The organism is Pseudomonas sp. X10 (assembly GCF_054889225.1).
The window spans coordinates 5,664,621-5,681,156 of the sequence record NZ_CM142677.1 but is presented as its reverse complement, the minus strand read 5'-3'; the positions used below and the strand labels follow the sequence as shown (position 1 = coordinate 5,681,156).

Annotated in this window: 21 protein-coding genes; 13 read left to right on the top strand and 8 right to left on the bottom strand. The window is 57.1% G+C overall.

All coding sequences use genetic code 11. The features are described 5' to 3' along the window. Window positions 1–45: 45 nt before the first annotated feature. The gene (locus ACYU03_RS25905; protein ID WP_461887441.1) at window positions 46–1,029 is read right to left on the bottom strand and encodes an IS5 family transposase; all 984 of its coding nucleotides are present in this window, start codon (window positions 1,027–1,029) and stop codon (window positions 46–48) included. Between the two features lie 115 nt (window positions 1,030–1,144). After that, window positions 1,145–1,753 carry a MerR family transcriptional regulator gene (locus tag ACYU03_RS25900; RefSeq protein WP_461887440.1) on the bottom strand — a complete coding sequence of 203 codons (609 nt, stop codon included), beginning with the start codon at window positions 1,751–1,753 and terminating at the stop codon, window positions 1,145–1,147. Window positions 1,754–1,971: 218 nt separating this feature from the next. Between ACYU03_RS25900 and ACYU03_RS25895 the strand changes: the two genes are divergently transcribed. The 6 genes from ACYU03_RS25895 (at window position 1,972) to ACYU03_RS25870 (ending at window position 5,400) form a co-directional block, all read left to right on the top strand. Next, window positions 1,972–2,775 (top strand): GNAT family N-acetyltransferase, encoded by an 804-nt coding sequence (locus tag ACYU03_RS25895; RefSeq protein ID WP_461887439.1) that lies wholly within the window; start codon window positions 1,972–1,974, stop codon window positions 2,773–2,775. A gap of 212 nt (window positions 2,776–2,987) precedes the next feature. After that, window positions 2,988–3,905 (top strand): TniQ family protein, encoded by a 918-nt coding sequence (locus ACYU03_RS25890; RefSeq protein ID WP_461887438.1) that lies wholly within the window; start codon window positions 2,988–2,990, stop codon window positions 3,903–3,905. Between the two features lie 210 nt (window positions 3,906–4,115). After that, window positions 4,116–4,433, top strand: coding sequence for a hypothetical protein (locus tag ACYU03_RS25885; RefSeq protein WP_461887437.1), 318 nt, complete (start codon window positions 4,116–4,118; stop codon window positions 4,431–4,433). Further along, complete coding sequence (locus tag ACYU03_RS25880) at window positions 4,412–4,600, top strand: antitoxin Xre/MbcA/ParS toxin-binding domain-containing protein (RefSeq protein ID WP_461891552.1); 189 nt, start codon at window positions 4,412–4,414, stop codon at window positions 4,598–4,600. Before ACYU03_RS25885 ends, ACYU03_RS25880 begins: the two co-directional genes overlap by 22 nt. A 143-nt stretch (window positions 4,601–4,743) precedes the next feature. Continuing rightward, window positions 4,744–5,076: a DUF2790 domain-containing protein gene (locus tag ACYU03_RS25875; protein ID WP_461887436.1), complete on the top strand. Its 333-nt coding sequence runs from the start codon at window positions 4,744–4,746 to the stop codon at window positions 5,074–5,076. 135 nt (window positions 5,077–5,211) lie between these two features. Next, the gene (locus ACYU03_RS25870) at window positions 5,212–5,400 is read left to right on the top strand and encodes an AbrB/MazE/SpoVT family DNA-binding domain-containing protein (protein ID WP_461887435.1); all 189 of its coding nucleotides are present in this window, start codon (window positions 5,212–5,214) and stop codon (window positions 5,398–5,400) included. A 105-nt stretch (window positions 5,401–5,505) separates the two neighbouring features. Here the strand turns inward: ACYU03_RS25870 and ACYU03_RS25865 are convergent, their stop codons facing one another. The 6 genes from ACYU03_RS25865 to ACYU03_RS25840 form a co-directional block, all read right to left on the bottom strand. Next, the gene (locus ACYU03_RS25865) at window positions 5,506–5,961 is read right to left on the bottom strand and encodes a DUF411 domain-containing protein (protein WP_461887434.1); all 456 of its coding nucleotides are present in this window, start codon (window positions 5,959–5,961) and stop codon (window positions 5,506–5,508) included. Further along, window positions 5,951–6,733: a c-type cytochrome gene (locus tag ACYU03_RS25860; RefSeq protein ID WP_461887433.1), complete on the bottom strand. Its 783-nt coding sequence runs from the start codon at window positions 6,731–6,733 to the stop codon at window positions 5,951–5,953. Before ACYU03_RS25860 ends, ACYU03_RS25865 begins: the two co-directional genes overlap by 11 nt. Window positions 6,734–6,743: 10 nt before the next feature. Next, the gene (locus ACYU03_RS25855) at window positions 6,744–7,859 is read right to left on the bottom strand and encodes a copper resistance protein B (protein WP_461887432.1); all 1,116 of its coding nucleotides are present in this window, start codon (window positions 7,857–7,859) and stop codon (window positions 6,744–6,746) included. Continuing rightward, complete coding sequence (locus ACYU03_RS25850; RefSeq protein WP_461887431.1) at window positions 7,849–8,169, bottom strand: hypothetical protein; 321 nt, start codon at window positions 8,167–8,169, stop codon at window positions 7,849–7,851. Before ACYU03_RS25850 ends, ACYU03_RS25855 begins: the two co-directional genes overlap by 11 nt. Window positions 8,170–8,183: 14 nt before the next feature. Next, on the bottom strand, window positions 8,184–10,001 hold the full coding sequence (locus ACYU03_RS25845) for a copper resistance system multicopper oxidase (protein ID WP_461887430.1): 1,818 nt from the start codon (window positions 9,999–10,001) through the stop codon (window positions 8,184–8,186). Between the two features lie 181 nt (window positions 10,002–10,182). Then, a complete protein-coding gene (locus ACYU03_RS25840) occupies window positions 10,183–10,389 on the bottom strand; it encodes a co-regulatory protein PtrA N-terminal domain-containing protein (protein WP_461887429.1) in 207 nt (68 codons plus the stop codon). 165 nt (window positions 10,390–10,554) lie between these two features. Between ACYU03_RS25840 and ACYU03_RS25835 the strand changes: the two genes are divergently transcribed. From ACYU03_RS25835 to ACYU03_RS25805, 7 genes are all read left to right on the top strand, one after another. Beyond that, window positions 10,555–11,232: a heavy metal response regulator transcription factor gene (locus ACYU03_RS25835; protein ID WP_461887428.1), complete on the top strand. Its 678-nt coding sequence runs from the start codon at window positions 10,555–10,557 to the stop codon at window positions 11,230–11,232. Next, on the top strand, window positions 11,232–12,650 hold the full coding sequence (locus ACYU03_RS25830) for a heavy metal sensor histidine kinase (RefSeq protein ID WP_461887427.1): 1,419 nt from the start codon (window positions 11,232–11,234) through the stop codon (window positions 12,648–12,650). The genes ACYU03_RS25835 and ACYU03_RS25830 overlap by 1 nt, the downstream gene beginning before the upstream one ends. A gap of 20 nt (window positions 12,651–12,670) precedes the next feature. Beyond that, window positions 12,671–12,793, top strand: a complete 123-nt coding sequence (locus ACYU03_RS25825) for a copper-binding protein (RefSeq protein ID WP_461887426.1) — start codon at window positions 12,671–12,673, stop codon at window positions 12,791–12,793. Between the two features lie 522 nt (window positions 12,794–13,315). Continuing rightward, on the top strand, window positions 13,316–14,305 hold the full coding sequence (locus tag ACYU03_RS25820; RefSeq protein ID WP_461887425.1) for an aldo/keto reductase: 990 nt from the start codon (window positions 13,316–13,318) through the stop codon (window positions 14,303–14,305). Further along, window positions 14,302–14,892 carry a flavodoxin gene (locus tag ACYU03_RS25815; protein ID WP_461887424.1) on the top strand — a complete coding sequence of 197 codons (591 nt, stop codon included), beginning with the start codon at window positions 14,302–14,304 and terminating at the stop codon, window positions 14,890–14,892. The genes ACYU03_RS25820 and ACYU03_RS25815 overlap by 4 nt, the downstream gene beginning before the upstream one ends. Window positions 14,893–14,916: 24 nt before the next feature. Continuing rightward, window positions 14,917–15,909 (top strand): aldo/keto reductase, encoded by a 993-nt coding sequence (locus tag ACYU03_RS25810; protein WP_461887423.1) that lies wholly within the window; start codon window positions 14,917–14,919, stop codon window positions 15,907–15,909. A 59-nt stretch (window positions 15,910–15,968) separates the two neighbouring features. Next, the gene (locus tag ACYU03_RS25805; RefSeq protein ID WP_105641275.1) at window positions 15,969–16,436 is read left to right on the top strand and encodes a (R)-mandelonitrile lyase; all 468 of its coding nucleotides are present in this window, start codon (window positions 15,969–15,971) and stop codon (window positions 16,434–16,436) included. The last annotated feature ends 100 nt before the right edge of the window (window positions 16,437–16,536 follow it).

Sequence of the window (16,536 nt, the reverse complement as noted above, 5' to 3'; positions counted from 1 at the left end):
CGCCGATCATTGCGATAGCCAGGGCTCAGCCCTGGTTATCGCACCTTACAGGCGCACCTCTCCCGCAGGGCTCAATAACTGCCGGCGCGCCATCCACAGATTCGACAGCGCAAACAACGTGGTCAATTGCGCCGTGTTCTTGGCCAACCCACGGAAGCGGGTCTTCACATAGCCGAATTGGCGCTTGATCACCCGAAATGGGTGTTCGACCTTGGCACGTACCTGGGCTTTGGCCTTTTCGATCTTGCGTCTGGCCTTGTACAGCGCGCTGCGTTTGCTCAAGCGTTTGTAGGTGCTGCGTCGGGCTGCGATCTGCCAGATCACCTGCCGCCCTTCATGCTCTGGTCGTTTCTCGACACCTGTATAACCCGCATCCGCACAGACGACATTCTCCTCACCATGCAGCAGTTGCGCGACTTCCGTCACGTCTGCGACGTTCGCGGCAGTGCCGTGAACGTGATGCACCAGCCCCGACTCAACATCGGCGCCGATATGCGCCTTCATGCCGAAGAAGTACTGGTTGCCTTTCTTGGTTTGATGCATCTCTGGATCGCGCTTGCCTTCCTTGTTCTTGGTCGAACTGGGCGCATGGATGATCGTGGCATCGACAATCGTGCCCTGGCGCAGTGACAGGCCTTTGTCTTGCAGATAGTTGTTGATGGTTTCCAGAATCCCTGCTGCGAGCTGATGCTTCTCCAGGAGGTGTCGGAAATTCATGATCGTCGTGTCTTCGGGAATCGGCGCGCTTAGCGTCAGCCGAGCAAACTGGCGCATAGAGGTGATCTCGTACAACGCTTCTTCCATCGCCGGATCGCTCAGCGAAAACCAGTTCTGCAACAAGTGAATGCGCAGCATCGTTTCCAATGCATAAGGCTTACGACCGCCACCGGCCTTTGGATAGTGCGGCTCGATCAACGCGACCAACCCGCTCCACGGCACGACCTGCTCCATTTCGGCCAGGAAACGCTCTCGGCGGGTCTGCTTGCGCTTACCGGCGTACTCGAAATCGGAGAAGCTCATCTGACTCATGGGCAAGGCTTGCTTGGGGTGGCTAAACGAAGGGCCATTTCAGCACAGGTCGTGCAGCCTGTGCTGACTTGATCGGAGAATCCTTAGCCGGACCTCTCGCAAGAGGGGTCCAGTTTTACAGGCCCGTTTCGATATCGGCATCCCAATCACGCTTGAGGATCGTATCTGCCGCAGGGTCATCAAGCAGGGTGAAGCGTTTGACGACGTTGCTCGGCTCGCCAGCGCTTGAGCAATCCACATCGTCGACCAAGTGCTGAACCAGCATGTTCATGGCCTCCACCTCTAGCGGATCAACTTCCAGCTCTGAAATCAAGCGCGGTACCGCAGGTAGCACCCTATTATTTCTAAACTGGAACGCTGGGTAATGCTTTCGCCCATTGTTGGTGTAGACAACGATTCGTCCAGCCTTCGCCCACTGACTTAGTGTTTCCCGGCTGATACCCAGCAGTTCGGTGGCCTGGCCGCTTTTGAGCAGGTCACACCTACTTTGGACTCGTTCAAACGCATTGACTCTCATCCGAGCCATAACCAGCTGATTTCGAGTTTCGACGTTTAAAGGTTCTTCCCTGCCCGCTCTGGCCAGCTCGATAAGCCCATCCGGATGAGCAAGATCAAGGGCCTTTTCCAACGCTGGGGCTGGGATTCTATTCAGGAACACCCGGTAGCGACGGACAAGCTCCTCCACAAGAGTCTCTCGGGAGTTTTCGGTGGTGATAGGGGACATGGAACCTCCTTACGGGTTCAGACGACGAGCTGCCTTCGGGTATCAATATGCACCCAGCTTAAAAAAACGTCAAGTCGTCAGGATGTCAGTTCGTCAGATTTCTCATCATCAGAATTGCTTTGAAAAGTCAGCGCAAGGCGGAGCGCATAGGTGAAAATTTTGTGATGACAGGCCACTATCCGTTCAAATCTGCTCTCGTCTCCAGCCCTAGGAACGTTATGACCAACCCGACCAATCTACCGATAGAGAAACGACCATCTAAGCGCAGAGGGGTGCGCAAGGGCCGAAAGATCGACTTGCCATTCATCAGGGAATGGCTTGCTCTCGAAGTGCGAGGGGACCAGGGATTTATCCATAATTGGCGCATGATTGAGGAAGCCTGCTCCGAAGGGCAGATGTTGGTCTGGGTTGATCAAGAAGGTCCGGTCGGCTTCCTTATCCGTGGCATATCGCCTAGCTCCATTCTGCAGGTCAAGTCAGATCGGAAGCGGCATGGGATAGGTCGCGCATTAGTCGAGCGGGCGATCACGGAGGAAGAGGCCCATGATAATGCCGTCCTGGTTGTCCAATGCGAACCTACTACCTCGATTGAATTCTGGAAAAGCATGGGCTTTGAAACACAGCGGAATAGCCCGCATGACCGTATTGTGTACATGCAACGGCTCTCGACCAAGCGGCTTTCTCACGTCACTGGGGATGAGATGGTCCTGATCACCATCCGGGTATTCGCTGAGTGCGTCCTCTACTCCGAGAGCGCATCACAGGTAGCCATCCCAGACCGCGTCTATCATGTACATGGCCGATATGATGAGAAAACGCACGACATAGCCTTGGTCCACCGCGTCTCCATCAGCTATGAGTCAGCTCTAAGAGATCCGGTCGTCGAAGTTAAGATGGGCGGTTTTGAGATCCTACCCAGGATGAAGGCCAAGCGAGAAGCGGCCAGAGCGGTGGGGTTCGTCGAGACTGATTATGGCTGGTACATCGACGTGATCAAAAGAAGCGCAGAGTTAGAGGCTTAGAACACCCATCGGGGGGAGACTCCCAAAAGGGGCGATTTTATAAGCTGCACAGCGCTCAACGCCGCGTCGTTGCTGGCTGCGACAGTTTTAATTCTCTAGAATCAGGTGTGATTTTAGAGAATTAAAGCTGTCGCAGGAGTCGAGGAGGCCTATCCTCCCGGCTCCTGCGGGGCGTCCGGCCCTTCGCCTGGTACCGACCAATCCTCACTTCAATGAGCCGTCTATTGCTGTTGCGAATCCAACCCGACGAGTCGCACCGGTCATTTGTGGAGCGGAATCTGTTTATTCAACGGCACACCCGGTCGACAGAAATCTTTGGTGCACCGGAATTCCGATCCCGTCGCTGGCGTAACCGACAAGTAATTTCGATAGCTAATTTTCTTGGCTGGGATGGTTGTTACGGATTCAACAAATTATTGCACTTCCATACTGATTACTCTGTTCATGGTGTATTAAGAAATAAAGACAGCGCTTCGTATTCGGCAAATGAGTTTGAGTTCGGTTCCTACAGCTTTGATGACTTTTCGAGAACGCGATTATATTGCCCGACGTGTGTGAAAGAAGACCAATTTAAGCGAGGGTTCTCATATTGGAGACGCTACCATCCTCTAGTAGATGTATGCGCTAAGCATAACGTCAAGCTGCTTTCGAATTGCCAAATCTGCGAAAAATCTTTCTCAGCTTGTGGGCACTCTTTAGACGTGATTTGGGGCAGGTGCGCGGGCCGTAGCCTAGGCGACGCGGAGCCCACGGCGAACCATCACCCTGAAGCCTTACACTTCGCTCAGTTTTTTGAAAGCCTCAACGCACTCCCACATCATCTGTCGGCCGAAACGGCTTTTCATGCTTTGAAAGATAAACTCGCAGAGCTAGTCGAAGGTGATAGTGTGGAAGTAATGTCTAAGGAGAGACGCGCAACATTGAGATTACACCGTGATGACTTGCGCGAACCTCGCGCATTCAGGTATTTAACCGATCAATACCAAGCACACCACCTGTTGTATCTGATAGCATCAGCATTTGAAAGTTTGTTATCAGGGATACCCGAGATGTCACCTATTCTCGAACGGCGTATCTCAAACCCCGAATGGCGATTACTAAAACTGTTTCGGAAATGCGCGAGAGTGTAGCGCATAACCCAAATATCGTTACGCTTTTGTGCGTTAGTGATTCACCACCATCGGTGCCTGAATAACTGTCATGTCGCCTACACCCATATGCTGGCTGTATGGCATCATCGGCGCGCTGAATGAACCGGTGCAGCTCCTGGACCTAGCACCGCCAGTGGCTGCGATGCTCGGAGCTGCTGCCCCCACCTTGATTGCCAGTGAGAAGTATGAATGAACGATATCCGATGGTTCGCAGCATCCAACCCTGACGGCAAGCGCTTCCCTGAGTGGCGCCGTTCATTCGGCATCGACGAGGCGGGAATCGTTTTCGTCCCTGCCGCAATGGCCGGTAATGAGACAGAGATGAACGTGATGCTGTGCGCGAGTAGCGATGGCCAGGTCACCGCAGTTCACCTGGACCATCACTACATACCCAGCAGTTGGCTGAAACGAGAGTTCCCGAAACATGCCGAGCTGATTGAGATGATCGAAGTGTTTGCACGGGATACGATCGAGGAGACCTTCCAATCGGGTATGCGAAAGGACTAGAGCTTGCATCGAAGGTATTTGGCTCTCAGATGCTCGCGGAGCAGTGGCTTTGTCGGCCGTGCGGCCATTTGATGGGATTTGTACCCATCGAGTTGCTCGACACGTCGCTCGGGTTCAGCGTGGTAGCGGACTATCTTGAGCGTCTACGCTTCGGTGTCTACCAGTAGTTTGCCTGGGGGGAATTGGTATGCGGTGAAGACGCAACGCTACCTCCCTCTGCAAGCCGGACTTACAACTTTGTAATCCCCGTATCACTCAATTGACAGCGACAAAACCCTAATCTTCAGTCACGTCTAGTGGAGTGATTGAAATGAAAGTCATCAAAAGTATCACGGCCATCCTGGCCATAGTGGCCTCCTCAGCCGCGCTCGCCGAAGGAGGATCCGACCGGGTACACGGGAAGATGATTCAGGCCAATGAGCAAGCTATGCGAGCTTATGCAGCCGCCAATGGTAAGAAGCCACCGGAGGTGATCCATTATCGCTACGGGATGCGGCTCGACGTGGCGAGGGTAATCAGCATGACTTCGACCAAGGCGAGCTGTGACGTGATGCCGGCACAGATGAACTACGAGGATTCCAACGGAGACGTGAAAATCCTTGAATACCGGACCGCTGGAATCGGTTGCCGGGGCCAGAACTGAGCACGGATCGAGCGGGCAGGACTCACGCTGATAAAGCCGGGTTGAAGCGTCAATTCCGACGATTGATCGCCTGGTTACCGACTTTCATGACTGGTGGAGTACGATGAGGATTGGTAGCTCAGGCAGGACAGCCTAATGACTCAATCAGCGCGCACCACGGTTAAGTGCCTTGATCCCGGCGACGGCTCCGGCGATGTGATTGTGGAATTACCCGACGACATTCTGCGCGAGCTCGGGGTCACGACGGGCGACAGACTCTCCATCGAGCTCATCAACGGCGATATCGTACTCAAGCCAGCCCGCGAGCGCCGTGAATCTGATTAGCTGCCCTTTGCAAGCGCTCTGTCTCGTCATGTTGAGCTGATGAAGCCTTTCCAGCGGGGGTACAAAGGACGGCGTCAGCCTACCGCCGTCCTCATGGTCGGTGCGTTATTTGGCCGGATAGTTGGCTACTACTTGGTCCTCGCCGCTTTTGGTTAAACCAATGACCTGGTAGGCATGGCTTACGCCATCAACCTCCATGCCTGGGGATCCAGCTGGCATTCCTGGTACGGCGATCCCGACCAGATCGTTCCGCCCCTTGAGGTCTCGAATCTGCTCAGCTGGCACGTGACCTTCAACAAACTTTCCGTCAATCAAGGCTGTGTGGCAGGACGCTAACCGTGGCGCTACGCCCAGCTTCTGTTTCACTGCGCTCATGTCCGTCTCAACATGGTCGGTCACCTTGAAACCATTGGCTTCCAGGTGCGCGATCCACTTCTGGCAGCAACCGCAGTGCGCGTCTCGGTGAACGTCGATGGACAATGGCTCGGCAGCGTAGGCCGCCGAGGTCACCAGAAGCCCAGCGATAGCGGCTAGCCGAACGAATATCCGGTTAGTTGGCATGAGTGTGCTCCTTACCATCTTTGTGAACATGCGTCTTTGGCGACGATTTCGGGTGGGCATCCGAATGGGCCTCGGCCGCATTGTGGTCACCGTGATGATCTGCCGCTTGAGTGGAGCCTGCGGGTGCAGCTCCATGGTCGTGAGCTGCCTGGGCATGATCGTCGTCTGCCGCTTCGTCGTGATCACCATGCTCGGCATGACCGCTCCCGCCGTGCTGGCCCTCATGGTTGTGCATATCGCTTTCACCGCCGCCGTGCTGATGGCCGCCGCTCGTGGCCACCAAGGCCTTGTACTGCTCGGCATTCATCTGGGGCAGTTGATTCAGGAACGCGACGATACCCCAGATGTACTCATCGCCCATGCTCTTGCCCCAGGCGGGCATGCCCGTGGCTTTGATACCGTGCTTGATTGTCCAGAATGCGGCGGCCGGATCGCCTCCGATACCCACCTTGGTGAGGTCAGGTGGCGACGGGTATAGCGCTTGGCTTAGCTCAGTCTTTCCAACGCCGGGGGCGAGGTGACACCCAATGCACATGGCGTTGTAGTTACCTGCTCCTGCCTTGATCAGCGCGGCGTCCTTTAGGTCAGGCACTTCAATGTCTCGTGCTCGAACCTCAATCGACCGATCGCGAGCCATGGCGAGAAAGGAATGGACTGCCGGGAAGTGAGGATCATCGGCGCCGACATTCACCAAGCCGAAATAGGCCGTGCCCAATACCGCCGCACTTCCGACCGCACCGGCCACAAGCAGCGTTGTAATTGTTCTTTTCATGTTGGAATTCTCAGAACCACATCCTGATACCGGCAACGAAGCGTGCCTCATTAACATCTCCACCCTCGTCTCGGATGAAGTCAGCGGTTTTGCCGTAGGAGCGGCTCCAGGTAACGCCTATGTATGGAGCAAACTGGCGGACAATTTCATACCGTAGACGCAGCCCGACTTCGGTATTGGCCAGACCCGAGCCAACGCCGCGCTCAGGATCATTCTTGCCATAGAAATTCGCCTCGGCCGTTGGCTGCAAAATCAAGCGATTGGTCAGCAGGATGTCGTATTCGCCCTCAAGACGCACAGCAGTCTGGCCGTTCTCGCCAATGAACGCCGTGGCTTCTGCCTCGAAGTCGTACAAGGCCAAGCCCTGAATTCCAAAGGCTGCCCAGGTCTGAGGGGATTCCGGTTTGAAGTCCTGGCGGACCCCGGCGACCACGTCCCACCACGGACTGACGGAGCGCCCATAGAGCAGTTGCAGCTCCGCGTCTTCGGTTACCCCATTGGTGCGCTCGCCCTCGGAACGAACCCAGAGTCGATTCACATCGCCGCCGACCCAGCCTGATGCGTCCCAGGCTAGCGTGCTGCCCTCGTCTGCGTCCTGGTATTCGAGCTGGTCCAACAGGAAGAAACTGTTGTTACCGCTGTCGTGGACCTGGTGGCCACCCAGGGGCGGAAAAGCTGCCTCGCGGTCGGCATCAGTGAGCACCGGAATCGGCGTGCGGCTCGTTGTGGTCGGAGAAGTCGCTGAACCATGGTTCATCTGGGAATGGTCCATGCCCTTCATCGCACCGTGATCCATGCCCTGCATGTTTCCATGGCCCATTTTGCTGTGGTCTATCTTGCTATGGTCCACCGAGCTGGATTTGTTCTGGCTTTGAGCATGCCCCATCTGGTTGTGATCAACAGAGGCAGACTTTTTATGCTGTTTGCTCACCCCCATCTTGCTGTGATCCATCGCCGGCATCGATTCGGACGGAGCAGCATCCATTTGCATGGAACCGTGTCCCATCTTGGAATGATCCATGCTCGTGTGATCCATTTCCTCAGCGGCGAAGCTGGGCGTTACGCCCAGCATGCCGATTGAAACGGTCAGGGCCAGCAGCGAAGGCCGCCCAAGGCTATTGGCCATCTTTCCCTGCCTTAGCTTTGTCGCTGCCATGCGATTCCATCATTTTGTCGTGGTCCATGCCTTCCATCGAGCCATGGTCCATCCCCTTCATCGAGCCGTGGTCCATACCTTCCATGGAGCCATGGTCCATGCCTTCATGGTTCATCTGGCCCTGCTTGTCCTGCGAACCTTTGGCTTTGTCGGCCTCGGTGGTTTTCTGGGAATGCTGATCATGGTTGTCGCTGGACCACGACGACGGGGCATAAACAGCCAGCATGCCTACCATCGCAGCAGAAAGGAAAAAGGCGCTTCGTTTCATTGGTTTGCTCATCTCAAATCTCCAGTTCATTCGTCCACACGGACTTCTCGGAACATGCCCATTTCCATGTGGAACAGTAGGTGACAGTGATAGGCCCAACGTCCCAAGGCATCTGCGGTGACGCGATAGCTTCGTTTTGAGCCAGGTGGCATGTCGATGGTGTGCTTGCGAACCATGAAGTTGCCGTTCTCGTCCTCCAGATCACTCCACATACCGTGGAGATGGATGGGGTGAGTCATCATGGTGTCGTTGACCAAGGTGATGCGAAGACGCTCGCCATATTTCAACCGCAGCGGTTCAGCGTCGGAGAATTTGATACCGTCGAACGACCACGCGAATTTCTCCATGTGGCCGGTAAGGTGCAGTTCGATTGTGCGTCCAGGCTCTCGACCATCGGGATCGATGAAGGTGCTCCGCAAATCGGCGTAGGTCAGCACTCGGCGCCCGTTGTTGCGCAGGCCAATTCCCGGATCGTTCAACTTCGGGGTCGGCGACATGGTCTGCATATCGACCAACGGGTTATTGGTCTCGGAAGCCGGATGGCTCTGCATTGCACCGCTCATGCCGGCCATGCCCTCATGACCCATCCCAGCCATCTTGCTGTGATCCATGCCGGCCATGCTGCCATGGTCCATCCCAGTCATCTTGCTGTGATCCATGCCGGCCATGTTGCCCTGGTCCATGCCAGCCATGCCGCCGTGATCCATTCCGCCCATGCTGCCGTGGTCCATGCCCATATCGCTCATGGCGATGATCGGGCGTGGATCAACCTCCGGCACGGGTGATTGCAAGCCTTCACGAACTGCCAGGGTGCCTCGGGAGTACCCGGTACGGTCCATGGACTGCGCGAAGATCGTATAGGCCTGCTCGTTTTCAGGTTCGACGATGACATCGTAGGTTTCCGCAACGGCGATCCGGAACTCATCGACCGATACGGGTTTGACGTACTGGCCGTCAGCAGCCACAACCGTCATCTTGAGCCCAGGAATCCGGACATCGAAATAGGTCATGGCCGAGCCGTTGATAAAGCGCAGGCGGATCTTCTCGCCGGGCTTGAAGATACCCGTCCAGTTGCCGTTCGGAGCTTGGCCGTTCATGAGGTAGGTGTAGGTATACCCGCTCACATCAGCGAGGTCGGTGGGGCTCATCTTCATTTCAGCCCACATCTTCCGATCCGCTACAGCTGCCGACCAGCCTTTCTCGCTCACGTCGTCAACGAAGTCGCTGACTGTGCGCTTGTGGAAGTTGTAGTAGTCGGATTGCTTCTTGAGTTTGGAGAGCACCCGCGCGGGGTCCTCATCCGTCCAATCGCTGAGCATGACGACGTAATCACGGTCATACACAAACGGCTCCGGATCCTTGGCATCGATCACCAATGCGCCATAGACCCCGGACTGCTCCTGGAAGCCCGAGTGGCTGTGATACCAGTAAGTGCCGTTCTGGTGGACCTTGAACTTGTATTCGTACATACCATCGGGAGCGATGCCGTGGAAGCTCAAGCCCGGCACACCGTCCATGTTGGCGGGCAGGATGATGCCGTGCCAGTGAATGGAGGTGTCCTGTTTCAACCGGTTGCGTACGCGCAGCGTCACGGTATCGCCTTCGCGCCATCGCAGGATCGGCCCTGGCACGGAGCCGTTGATGGCCATGGCCGTACGAGCTGCACCAGTGATGTTGACGGGCAGTTCACCGATATACAGATCGAAGTCCGTGCCGCTGAGCACGTTCGGTTGGCCAGGGCTGGTCACGGCCCAGACCGGCGCGCGCCACATGCCGAGCCCACCCAGAAGTCCGGTAGCGGCCAGGCCTTTGACGAAAGATCGTCTCGTGGTTTTGCTTTGCATGCCGTTGCGTCCAGTCAGGTAGATTGCTGATATCCAGGCTGCTCGATGGCGCAGCCCTTGGGTTCATTGGAGCTCTCACCAGTCTCGTAGACTTTCGCCACTGCGCGAGGCTGATGAGAGGCCGCAGTCTGAAACTGCCATAGTTCAGATTCCGGGGTGATTACATTTCTGTAAGCTCGGATCAGCAGCTTTCGTGGCCCGCGTGCTTGCTGGACTGGGCGGCGACTGGCGCCTGCTCTTTCTTCTCCTGAGCAACTTGGTAGGCCTGCATGGAGCTTTGGCGAGCCGCTTCCATCCGCGCAAAGGTCCGGTCCGCGCCGCCCTCTGCCAGGGCGATGCCTGCCATGCCGAAGGTAACGACCGCCACAATTGCTTTGACCATGTTCATCTGGAGATCCTCCGTGGGTTCTGCGCCTCATGGCGTCAGGTACAGGGTCAAGTTAGCCTCGCGGTGCTGTCAGAAAACTGATCTCGACATTACTTTTCCGTCAGCTTCTGGTTGGGCGTCTTTTTTCCTGCAAACTGGAGATGCACCCCGCGTGGATGAGAGCAGATGAAATTACTCGTAGCCGAAGATGAGCCGAAAACCGGTGTCTACCTCCAGCAAGGCCTGGCAGAAGCTGGCTTCACCGTTGACAGGGTGATGACAGGCACTGACGCCCTGCAACAGGCGCAGAGCGAAGCGTATGACTTGCTGATTCTCGACGTGATGATGCCGGGGCTCGATGGATGGGAGGTCCTGCGCAAGATCCGTGCAGCGGGTAAGGATGTGCCGGTCCTTTTCTTGACGGCCCGTGATGGCGTAGACGATCGCGTGAAAGGTTTGGAGCTGGGCGCTGATGATTACCTGGTGAAGCCCTTTGCATTCTCGGAGTTGCTGGCTCGGGTCCGCACGTTGCTGCGCAGAGGCAACGGTGGATCTGTTCAAACCACCATGAAAATGGCGGACCTTGAGGTTGACCTGCTCAAGCGCCGGGCTACGAGAAATGGCAAGCGGATCGACCTTACTGCCAAAGAGTTTTCTCTGCTGGAGCTGCTCATGCGCCGACGCGGCGAGGTGCTCCCCAAGTCGCTGATCGCTTCTCAGGTCTGGGACATGAACTTCGACAGTGACACCAACGTGATCGAGGTCGCGATTCGCCGGCTGCGGGCCAAGATCGATGATGACTTCGCGCCAAAACTCATTCATACGGCCCGTGGCATGGGTTACATGATGGATGTGCCCGAGTGATGCGCCCGCAATCATCGCTCGTCAAGCGACTGACCCTGATGTTCATGTTCGCGGTGACAGCTGTCTTGGTCGTTGCCGGCGTGGCTTTCTACGGGCTCAGCCAGCACCATTTCCGGATGCTGGATGAGCAGGCGCTTTCCGAAAAGCTGGAGTCAACGCGTCATATCCTGTCCATCTCAGCAGCGCGAGGCGGGCTCGACGATCAGGAGCAGCAGCTGCGGGCATTGCTCGGCGCACATCAGGATCTTTCGGCGAAAATCACCAAGGCTGACGGAACGGTCCTTTTTTCAGACTCCAAAGCCTCCCAAATTCCTCAGCGCTTCGAGCAGGCGCGCCAGGGTGCGGTCTGGGAATGGCAGGATGAATCGCAGAACTTCCGCGGCATTACCGCCCAGCTGACCCTAGCAGGCGAGCCAGAACCGGTGACTGCCGTGCTGATGCTCGATGTCACCACTCACGCCCATTTCTTTGTCACCCTGCAATGGTGGTTCGGCATCGGCTTGGTGATCAGCGCGATTGTGAGCGCAGGCTTGGGTTGGGTTGTGGCCAAGCGTGGGCTTCGGCCTGTTGGGCAAATCACCAAAGTGGCCACCGGGATGTCGGCAAGATCGCTCCGCGAGCGCATTCCCCTGGAGCCCGTACCGCTTGAACTTCAGGAGCTCATCCTGTCTTTCAACGGGATGCTGGGACGATTGGAGGATGCATTCGTTCGGTTGTCCAACTTTTCTGCCGATATCGCTCACGAGTTGAGAACGCCGGTCAGCAACCTACTGACCCATACCGAAGTGGTGCTCACCAAGAAGCGTGACCTGGATGCATATGAGGAAAACCTCTATTCGAATCTGGAAGACCTCAAGCGCATGTCGCGGATGATCGACGACATGCTGTTCCTCGCCAAGGCGGATAACGGTCTGATCGTGCCCGAGCAGATCGATGTGGACCTCTCCGAGCTTGTATGCAAGCTGTTCGAGTACTATCAGTTCCTGGCTGAGGACCGGAGCATTCAGCTGACCCTCCATGGTCGTGGTAAGGTTCGTGGCGATCGCCTGATGATTGATCGAGCGCTTTCCAACCTTTTATCGAACGCGTTGCGCTACACCCCGGAAGGCAACGAGATATCAGTGCAGATCGAGCAAACACCTGAAAGCGTGACGCTATCCGTACGTAACAGCGGAGTAACCATCGATCCTCAGCACATTGGCAAGATCTTCGACCGGTTCTATCGGGCCGATCCAGCCAGACGCGAAGGCGGGCCAAGCAATGCAGGCCTGGGTCTGTCGATAACACGCTCTATCATTGAGGCTCACAGCGGACGAATTTGGTGTACTTCAGCGGAGGGTGTCACAACTTTCTTCATCAGCCTCCAAGCGCTTGGTTTGTGCAGCCCCAACCCCTTAATGCTGAATTCATCCCGATAGCAGAGTTCAAATGGCCGGCGATGACCATGGGCTTCCAAGCTGAGCCTGCACAGCTGAAGGGCTTGAACGTAGGAGACAAGGTGAAATTTGGGTTCCGTATGGAGGGAAGCGTCGCGAAAATCGTGAGCATTCAGAAGCAGTGATTTTCCAGCCTTAAATGATCGGGCAGGCCTTCTCACCGAGATGATTCGGACAAGCTTACAGAAATGTAATCAATCTTCAGGACCCCGTCAGGTCGAACGCTACATACCGTCATGAGACGGTGCACTGGCATCACATCGACCCGATACCGGAGATATGACCATGAACAGTCGCTTTGAAGAATGCATCTCGGAATGCCTGCGCTGCGCGCTGGCCTGTGAAGGAGTCTTCGATTAACGCTCTGCTCCTTTTGCGATCCTTTAGAAGTCGACCCAATGGAGCCATTTACAGATGCCTGCTATCGGCCAGAAGCGGTCGCTCGATTACTTTCTATCAAACGCGAACGTTAGGCCTGTTTCTGAGCACTTGCTGCGGGCGTCTAGGCGTCCATGAGGATAAAGTCGCCACTTCCCGTTTTCTGGGACTGATGAGCAAACCTCATGAACCCTTGCCGATTTAACCGTCTAGTCCCCACTCGTTAGCTCGCTTACTGTTCTCCCAACGCCAAATGTCGGGAGATCCAAATGCACAAGCGCACACTCGGGAACAGTTCACTCGAAGTGTCAGCCCTGGGCTTCGGTTGCATGGGCTTGAGCCATGGCTACGGCCCGGCGACTGACACACAACAAGCCATTGCGCTGATCCGATCGGCGGTTGACCGAGGCGTCACTTTCTTCGATACCGCCGAGGTTTACGGCCCTTACCTGAACGAACAAGTGGTGGGCGAAGCCCTGGCACCGGTGCGCGATCAAGTGGTCATCGCCACCAAGTTCGGCTTCACCTTCGGCGACGACAATAAACAGCAAATTCTCAACAGCCGCCCAGAGCACATCCGGGTCGCCGTCGAGGGTTCGTTACGTCGGCTGAAGACCGATTACATCGATCTGCTTTACCAGCACCGCGTCGATCCGGACGTGCCGATCGAGGACGTCGCCGGGGTGGTGAAGGACTTGATTGGCGAAGGCAAGGTCAAGCACTTCGGCCTGTCAGAGGCCGGTGCTCAGACCATTCGCCGTGCACACGCGGTACAGCCGGTCACAGCACTGCAAAGTGAATATTCGCTGTGGTGGCGCGAGCCTGAGCAGGAAATCCTGCCGGTGCTGTGGGAGTTAGGCATCGGCCTCGTACCGTTCAGCCCATTGGGCAAAGGTTTCCTCACCGGCACGGTGTCGGCGCAGGCAACTTACGGTAGCGACGACTTCCGCAGCATCGTCCCGCGTTTCAGTCAGCCGGCGCTGCAAGCCAATCAGGGACTGGTGGTGTTGATCCGTCAGATCGCCGCGCAGAAACAAGCGACACCCGCACAGATCGCGCTGGCGTGGCTGCTCGCGCAGGCGCCGTGGATTGTGCCGATTCCGGGGACGACCAAACTGCCTCGCCTGGAAGAAAACCTCGGCGGCGCGGACATCGCGCTCGACGCCTTCGAACTGAAGGCAATTGATACAGCGTTGACGCAGATCCGCATCGAAGGCGAGCGTTATCCCGAGGCCCTTAAGGCGCGTGTCGGTCGATGAGCGACGATCACGATCCGCTGCGGTGCACGGTGATCGCCGCACTGGCCAGCGCTCCGCTGCTGTCGCTCGCCGACACGCAAGGCGCCAGTGAAACACCGCGCTCAGGGTCGCGGATTCTGGTCGCCTACTTCTCGCGTTCGGGCAATACCCGCGTGGTCGCCGGGCTGATCCAGCGTGGACTGGGTGCCGATCTCTTCGAGATTCGCCCGGCCAACGCCTACCCCGAGGACTATCTGCAAACCGTCGAGCAGGCGCGTCAGGAGCGTGACAGCGGCTTCGTGCCCGAGCTGCAAAACAAGGTTCACGCCCTCAGCGACTACGACACGATCTATCTCGGTTTTCCGATCTGGGGTGAAACCGCCCCGTCGATCGTGCGCGCCTTTCTCAGCGCCCACGACCTGGCCGGCAAGACCCTAATTCCCTTCAACACCCACGGTGGTTATGGCTTGGGCAACAGCCGCAGCGTGCTGGTCAAGCACGCGCCGAAGGCAAAGGTTCTGGAGGGTTTTGTGATGGAGAGTGAGCAAGAGCGCAAGACCATGGAACGCGTGAACGGCTGGCTGAGCGCTCACCCACTCACGCGCTAATCGAATTCTGTACGGAGTGACATTATGAAAACCCGCACGTTGGGCAATGGCCTGGAAGTGTCCGCACTGGGCCTTGGCTGCATGAGCATGACCTCGGCCTATGGGCCGGCTGCCGACAAGGCCAGCATGATCAAGCTGATTCGTTCGGCCCATGAGCAAGGCATCACCTTGTTCGACACCGCTGAAGCGTACGGCCCGTTCGCCAATGAAGAACTGCTGGGCGAGGCCTTGCAGCCGATCCGCGAGCAGGTCGTCATCGCCACCAAGTTCGGCTTCGATATCGACCTGATTACCGGCGCACGCGGCGGCGGAACCAACAGCCGTCCCGAGCATATCCGCGCCGTGGCCGAGGCGTCGTTGAAGCGTCTGCGCACCGATTGCATCGACCTGTTTTATCAGCACCGCGTTGATTCGCAGGTGCCCATCGAAGACGTCGCCGGCACGGTCAAGGGGCTGATCGCCGAGGGCAAGATCAAGCATTTCGGCCTGTCCGAAGCAGGTGTGGAAACCATTCGCCGGGCGCACGCGGTGCAAGCGGTCACGGCGGTGCAGAGCGAATATTCGCTGTTCTGGCGAGGCCCAGAGCTGGAACTGCTGGCAGTGCTGGAAGAACTGCGGATTGGTTTTGTACCGTTCAGCCCCCTCGGAGCCGGTTTCCTCACCGGTCAGATCGATGAGCACACGCAGTTTGACGCCAGCGATTTCCGCAACTTCGTCCCGCGTTTTTCCCCTGAAGCGCGCAAGGCCAATCTGGCTTTGGTCGATGTGGTGAAAGCCGTCGCGCAACGCAAACACGCCACGCCAGCGCAAGTGGCGCTGGCTTGGTTGCTCGCACAGAAACCGTGGATTGTGCCGATCCCGGGCACCACCAAACCCCATCGACTGGAAGAGAACCTGGGCGCAGTCGAACTGCAATTGACCGGTGACGATCTGCGCGAGATCAACGAACAGATGGCGCAGATTGAAGTGCACGGTGAACGCCTGCCGGAATCGGCACTGAAGATGACCGGACTCTGAATCTGCCCAACGCGGCGCCACGTGCGGCGCCACTTTCACGTCTGACCGGAGTTGACACGATGAACCGATTGATCGCACCACTCGTTGCTTTGTCATTCATGGCAGCAGAATCCCAGGCCGCCAGCGAAATCCGCGTTACACCGAACGGCTCGCAGCCCTCGATCAAGGGCGCGGCGGAAAACTTTACCGGCACGGTGCGCGTTGATGGCCTGTTCAAGGGCGAGCCGCCGGCGCGTGTCGGCGGCGGCACGGTAACCTTCGAACCTGGTGCACGCACGGCGTGGCACACCCATCCGCTGGGGCAAACGCTGATCGTCACCGCAGGCGTCGGATACGTGCAGCAAGAAGGCGGCCCGCGACTGGAAATCCGACCGGGCGACACTGTCTGGATTCCTCCGCACACCCGTCACTGGCATGGCGCCACGGCCAGCAACGGCATGACCCACATCGCCATCGCTGAAGCCGAAGACGGCAAGACCGTCACCTGGGCGGAACAGGTCTCGGAGGCGCAATACGCCGGACAATGAAGTTACGGAATGTGTCGAAGCTGCTCACCCGGCACCTCTGTCGCAAACCGTCATCCTACCTCCATGCCCCGCACCAGCGCAGTCGCGCCGCAATTGCAGC

Excerpts from the sequence above, each read along its gene's own strand:
- ACYU03_RS25905 (WP_461887441.1), bottom strand. The coding sequence starts at position 1,029 with ATGAGTCAGATGAGCTTCTCCGATTTCGAGTACGCCGGTAAGCGCAAG.
- ACYU03_RS25900 (WP_461887440.1), bottom strand. The coding sequence starts at position 1,753 with ATGTCCCCTATCACCACCGAAAACTCCCGAGAGACTCTTGTGGAGGAG.
- ACYU03_RS25895 (WP_461887439.1), top strand. The coding sequence starts at position 1,972 with ATGACCAACCCGACCAATCTACCGATAGAGAAACGACCATCTAAGCGC.
- ACYU03_RS25890 (WP_461887438.1), top strand. The coding sequence starts at position 2,988 with ATGAGCCGTCTATTGCTGTTGCGAATCCAACCCGACGAGTCGCACCGG.
- ACYU03_RS25885 (WP_461887437.1), top strand. The coding sequence starts at position 4,116 with ATGAACGATATCCGATGGTTCGCAGCATCCAACCCTGACGGCAAGCGC.
- ACYU03_RS25875 (WP_461887436.1), top strand. The coding sequence starts at position 4,744 with ATGAAAGTCATCAAAAGTATCACGGCCATCCTGGCCATAGTGGCCTCC.
- ACYU03_RS25870 (WP_461887435.1), top strand. The coding sequence starts at position 5,212 with ATGACTCAATCAGCGCGCACCACGGTTAAGTGCCTTGATCCCGGCGAC.
- ACYU03_RS25865 (WP_461887434.1), bottom strand. The coding sequence starts at position 5,961 with ATGCCAACTAACCGGATATTCGTTCGGCTAGCCGCTATCGCTGGGCTT.
- ACYU03_RS25860 (WP_461887433.1), bottom strand. The coding sequence starts at position 6,733 with ATGAAAAGAACAATTACAACGCTGCTTGTGGCCGGTGCGGTCGGAAGT.
- ACYU03_RS25855 (WP_461887432.1), bottom strand. The coding sequence starts at position 7,859 with ATGGCCAATAGCCTTGGGCGGCCTTCGCTGCTGGCCCTGACCGTTTCA.
- ACYU03_RS25850 (WP_461887431.1), bottom strand. The coding sequence starts at position 8,169 with ATGAGCAAACCAATGAAACGAAGCGCCTTTTTCCTTTCTGCTGCGATG.
- ACYU03_RS25845 (WP_461887430.1), bottom strand. The coding sequence starts at position 10,001 with ATGCAAAGCAAAACCACGAGACGATCTTTCGTCAAAGGCCTGGCCGCT.
- ACYU03_RS25840 (WP_461887429.1), bottom strand. The coding sequence starts at position 10,389 with ATGAACATGGTCAAAGCAATTGTGGCGGTCGTTACCTTCGGCATGGCA.
- ACYU03_RS25835 (WP_461887428.1), top strand. The coding sequence starts at position 10,555 with ATGAAATTACTCGTAGCCGAAGATGAGCCGAAAACCGGTGTCTACCTC.
- ACYU03_RS25830 (WP_461887427.1), top strand. The coding sequence starts at position 11,232 with ATGCGCCCGCAATCATCGCTCGTCAAGCGACTGACCCTGATGTTCATG.
- ACYU03_RS25825 (WP_461887426.1), top strand. The coding sequence starts at position 12,671 with ATGACCATGGGCTTCCAAGCTGAGCCTGCACAGCTGAAGGGCTTGAAC.
- ACYU03_RS25820 (WP_461887425.1), top strand. The coding sequence starts at position 13,316 with ATGCACAAGCGCACACTCGGGAACAGTTCACTCGAAGTGTCAGCCCTG.
- ACYU03_RS25815 (WP_461887424.1), top strand. The coding sequence starts at position 14,302 with ATGAGCGACGATCACGATCCGCTGCGGTGCACGGTGATCGCCGCACTG.
- ACYU03_RS25810 (WP_461887423.1), top strand. The coding sequence starts at position 14,917 with ATGAAAACCCGCACGTTGGGCAATGGCCTGGAAGTGTCCGCACTGGGC.
- ACYU03_RS25805 (WP_105641275.1), top strand. The coding sequence starts at position 15,969 with ATGAACCGATTGATCGCACCACTCGTTGCTTTGTCATTCATGGCAGCA.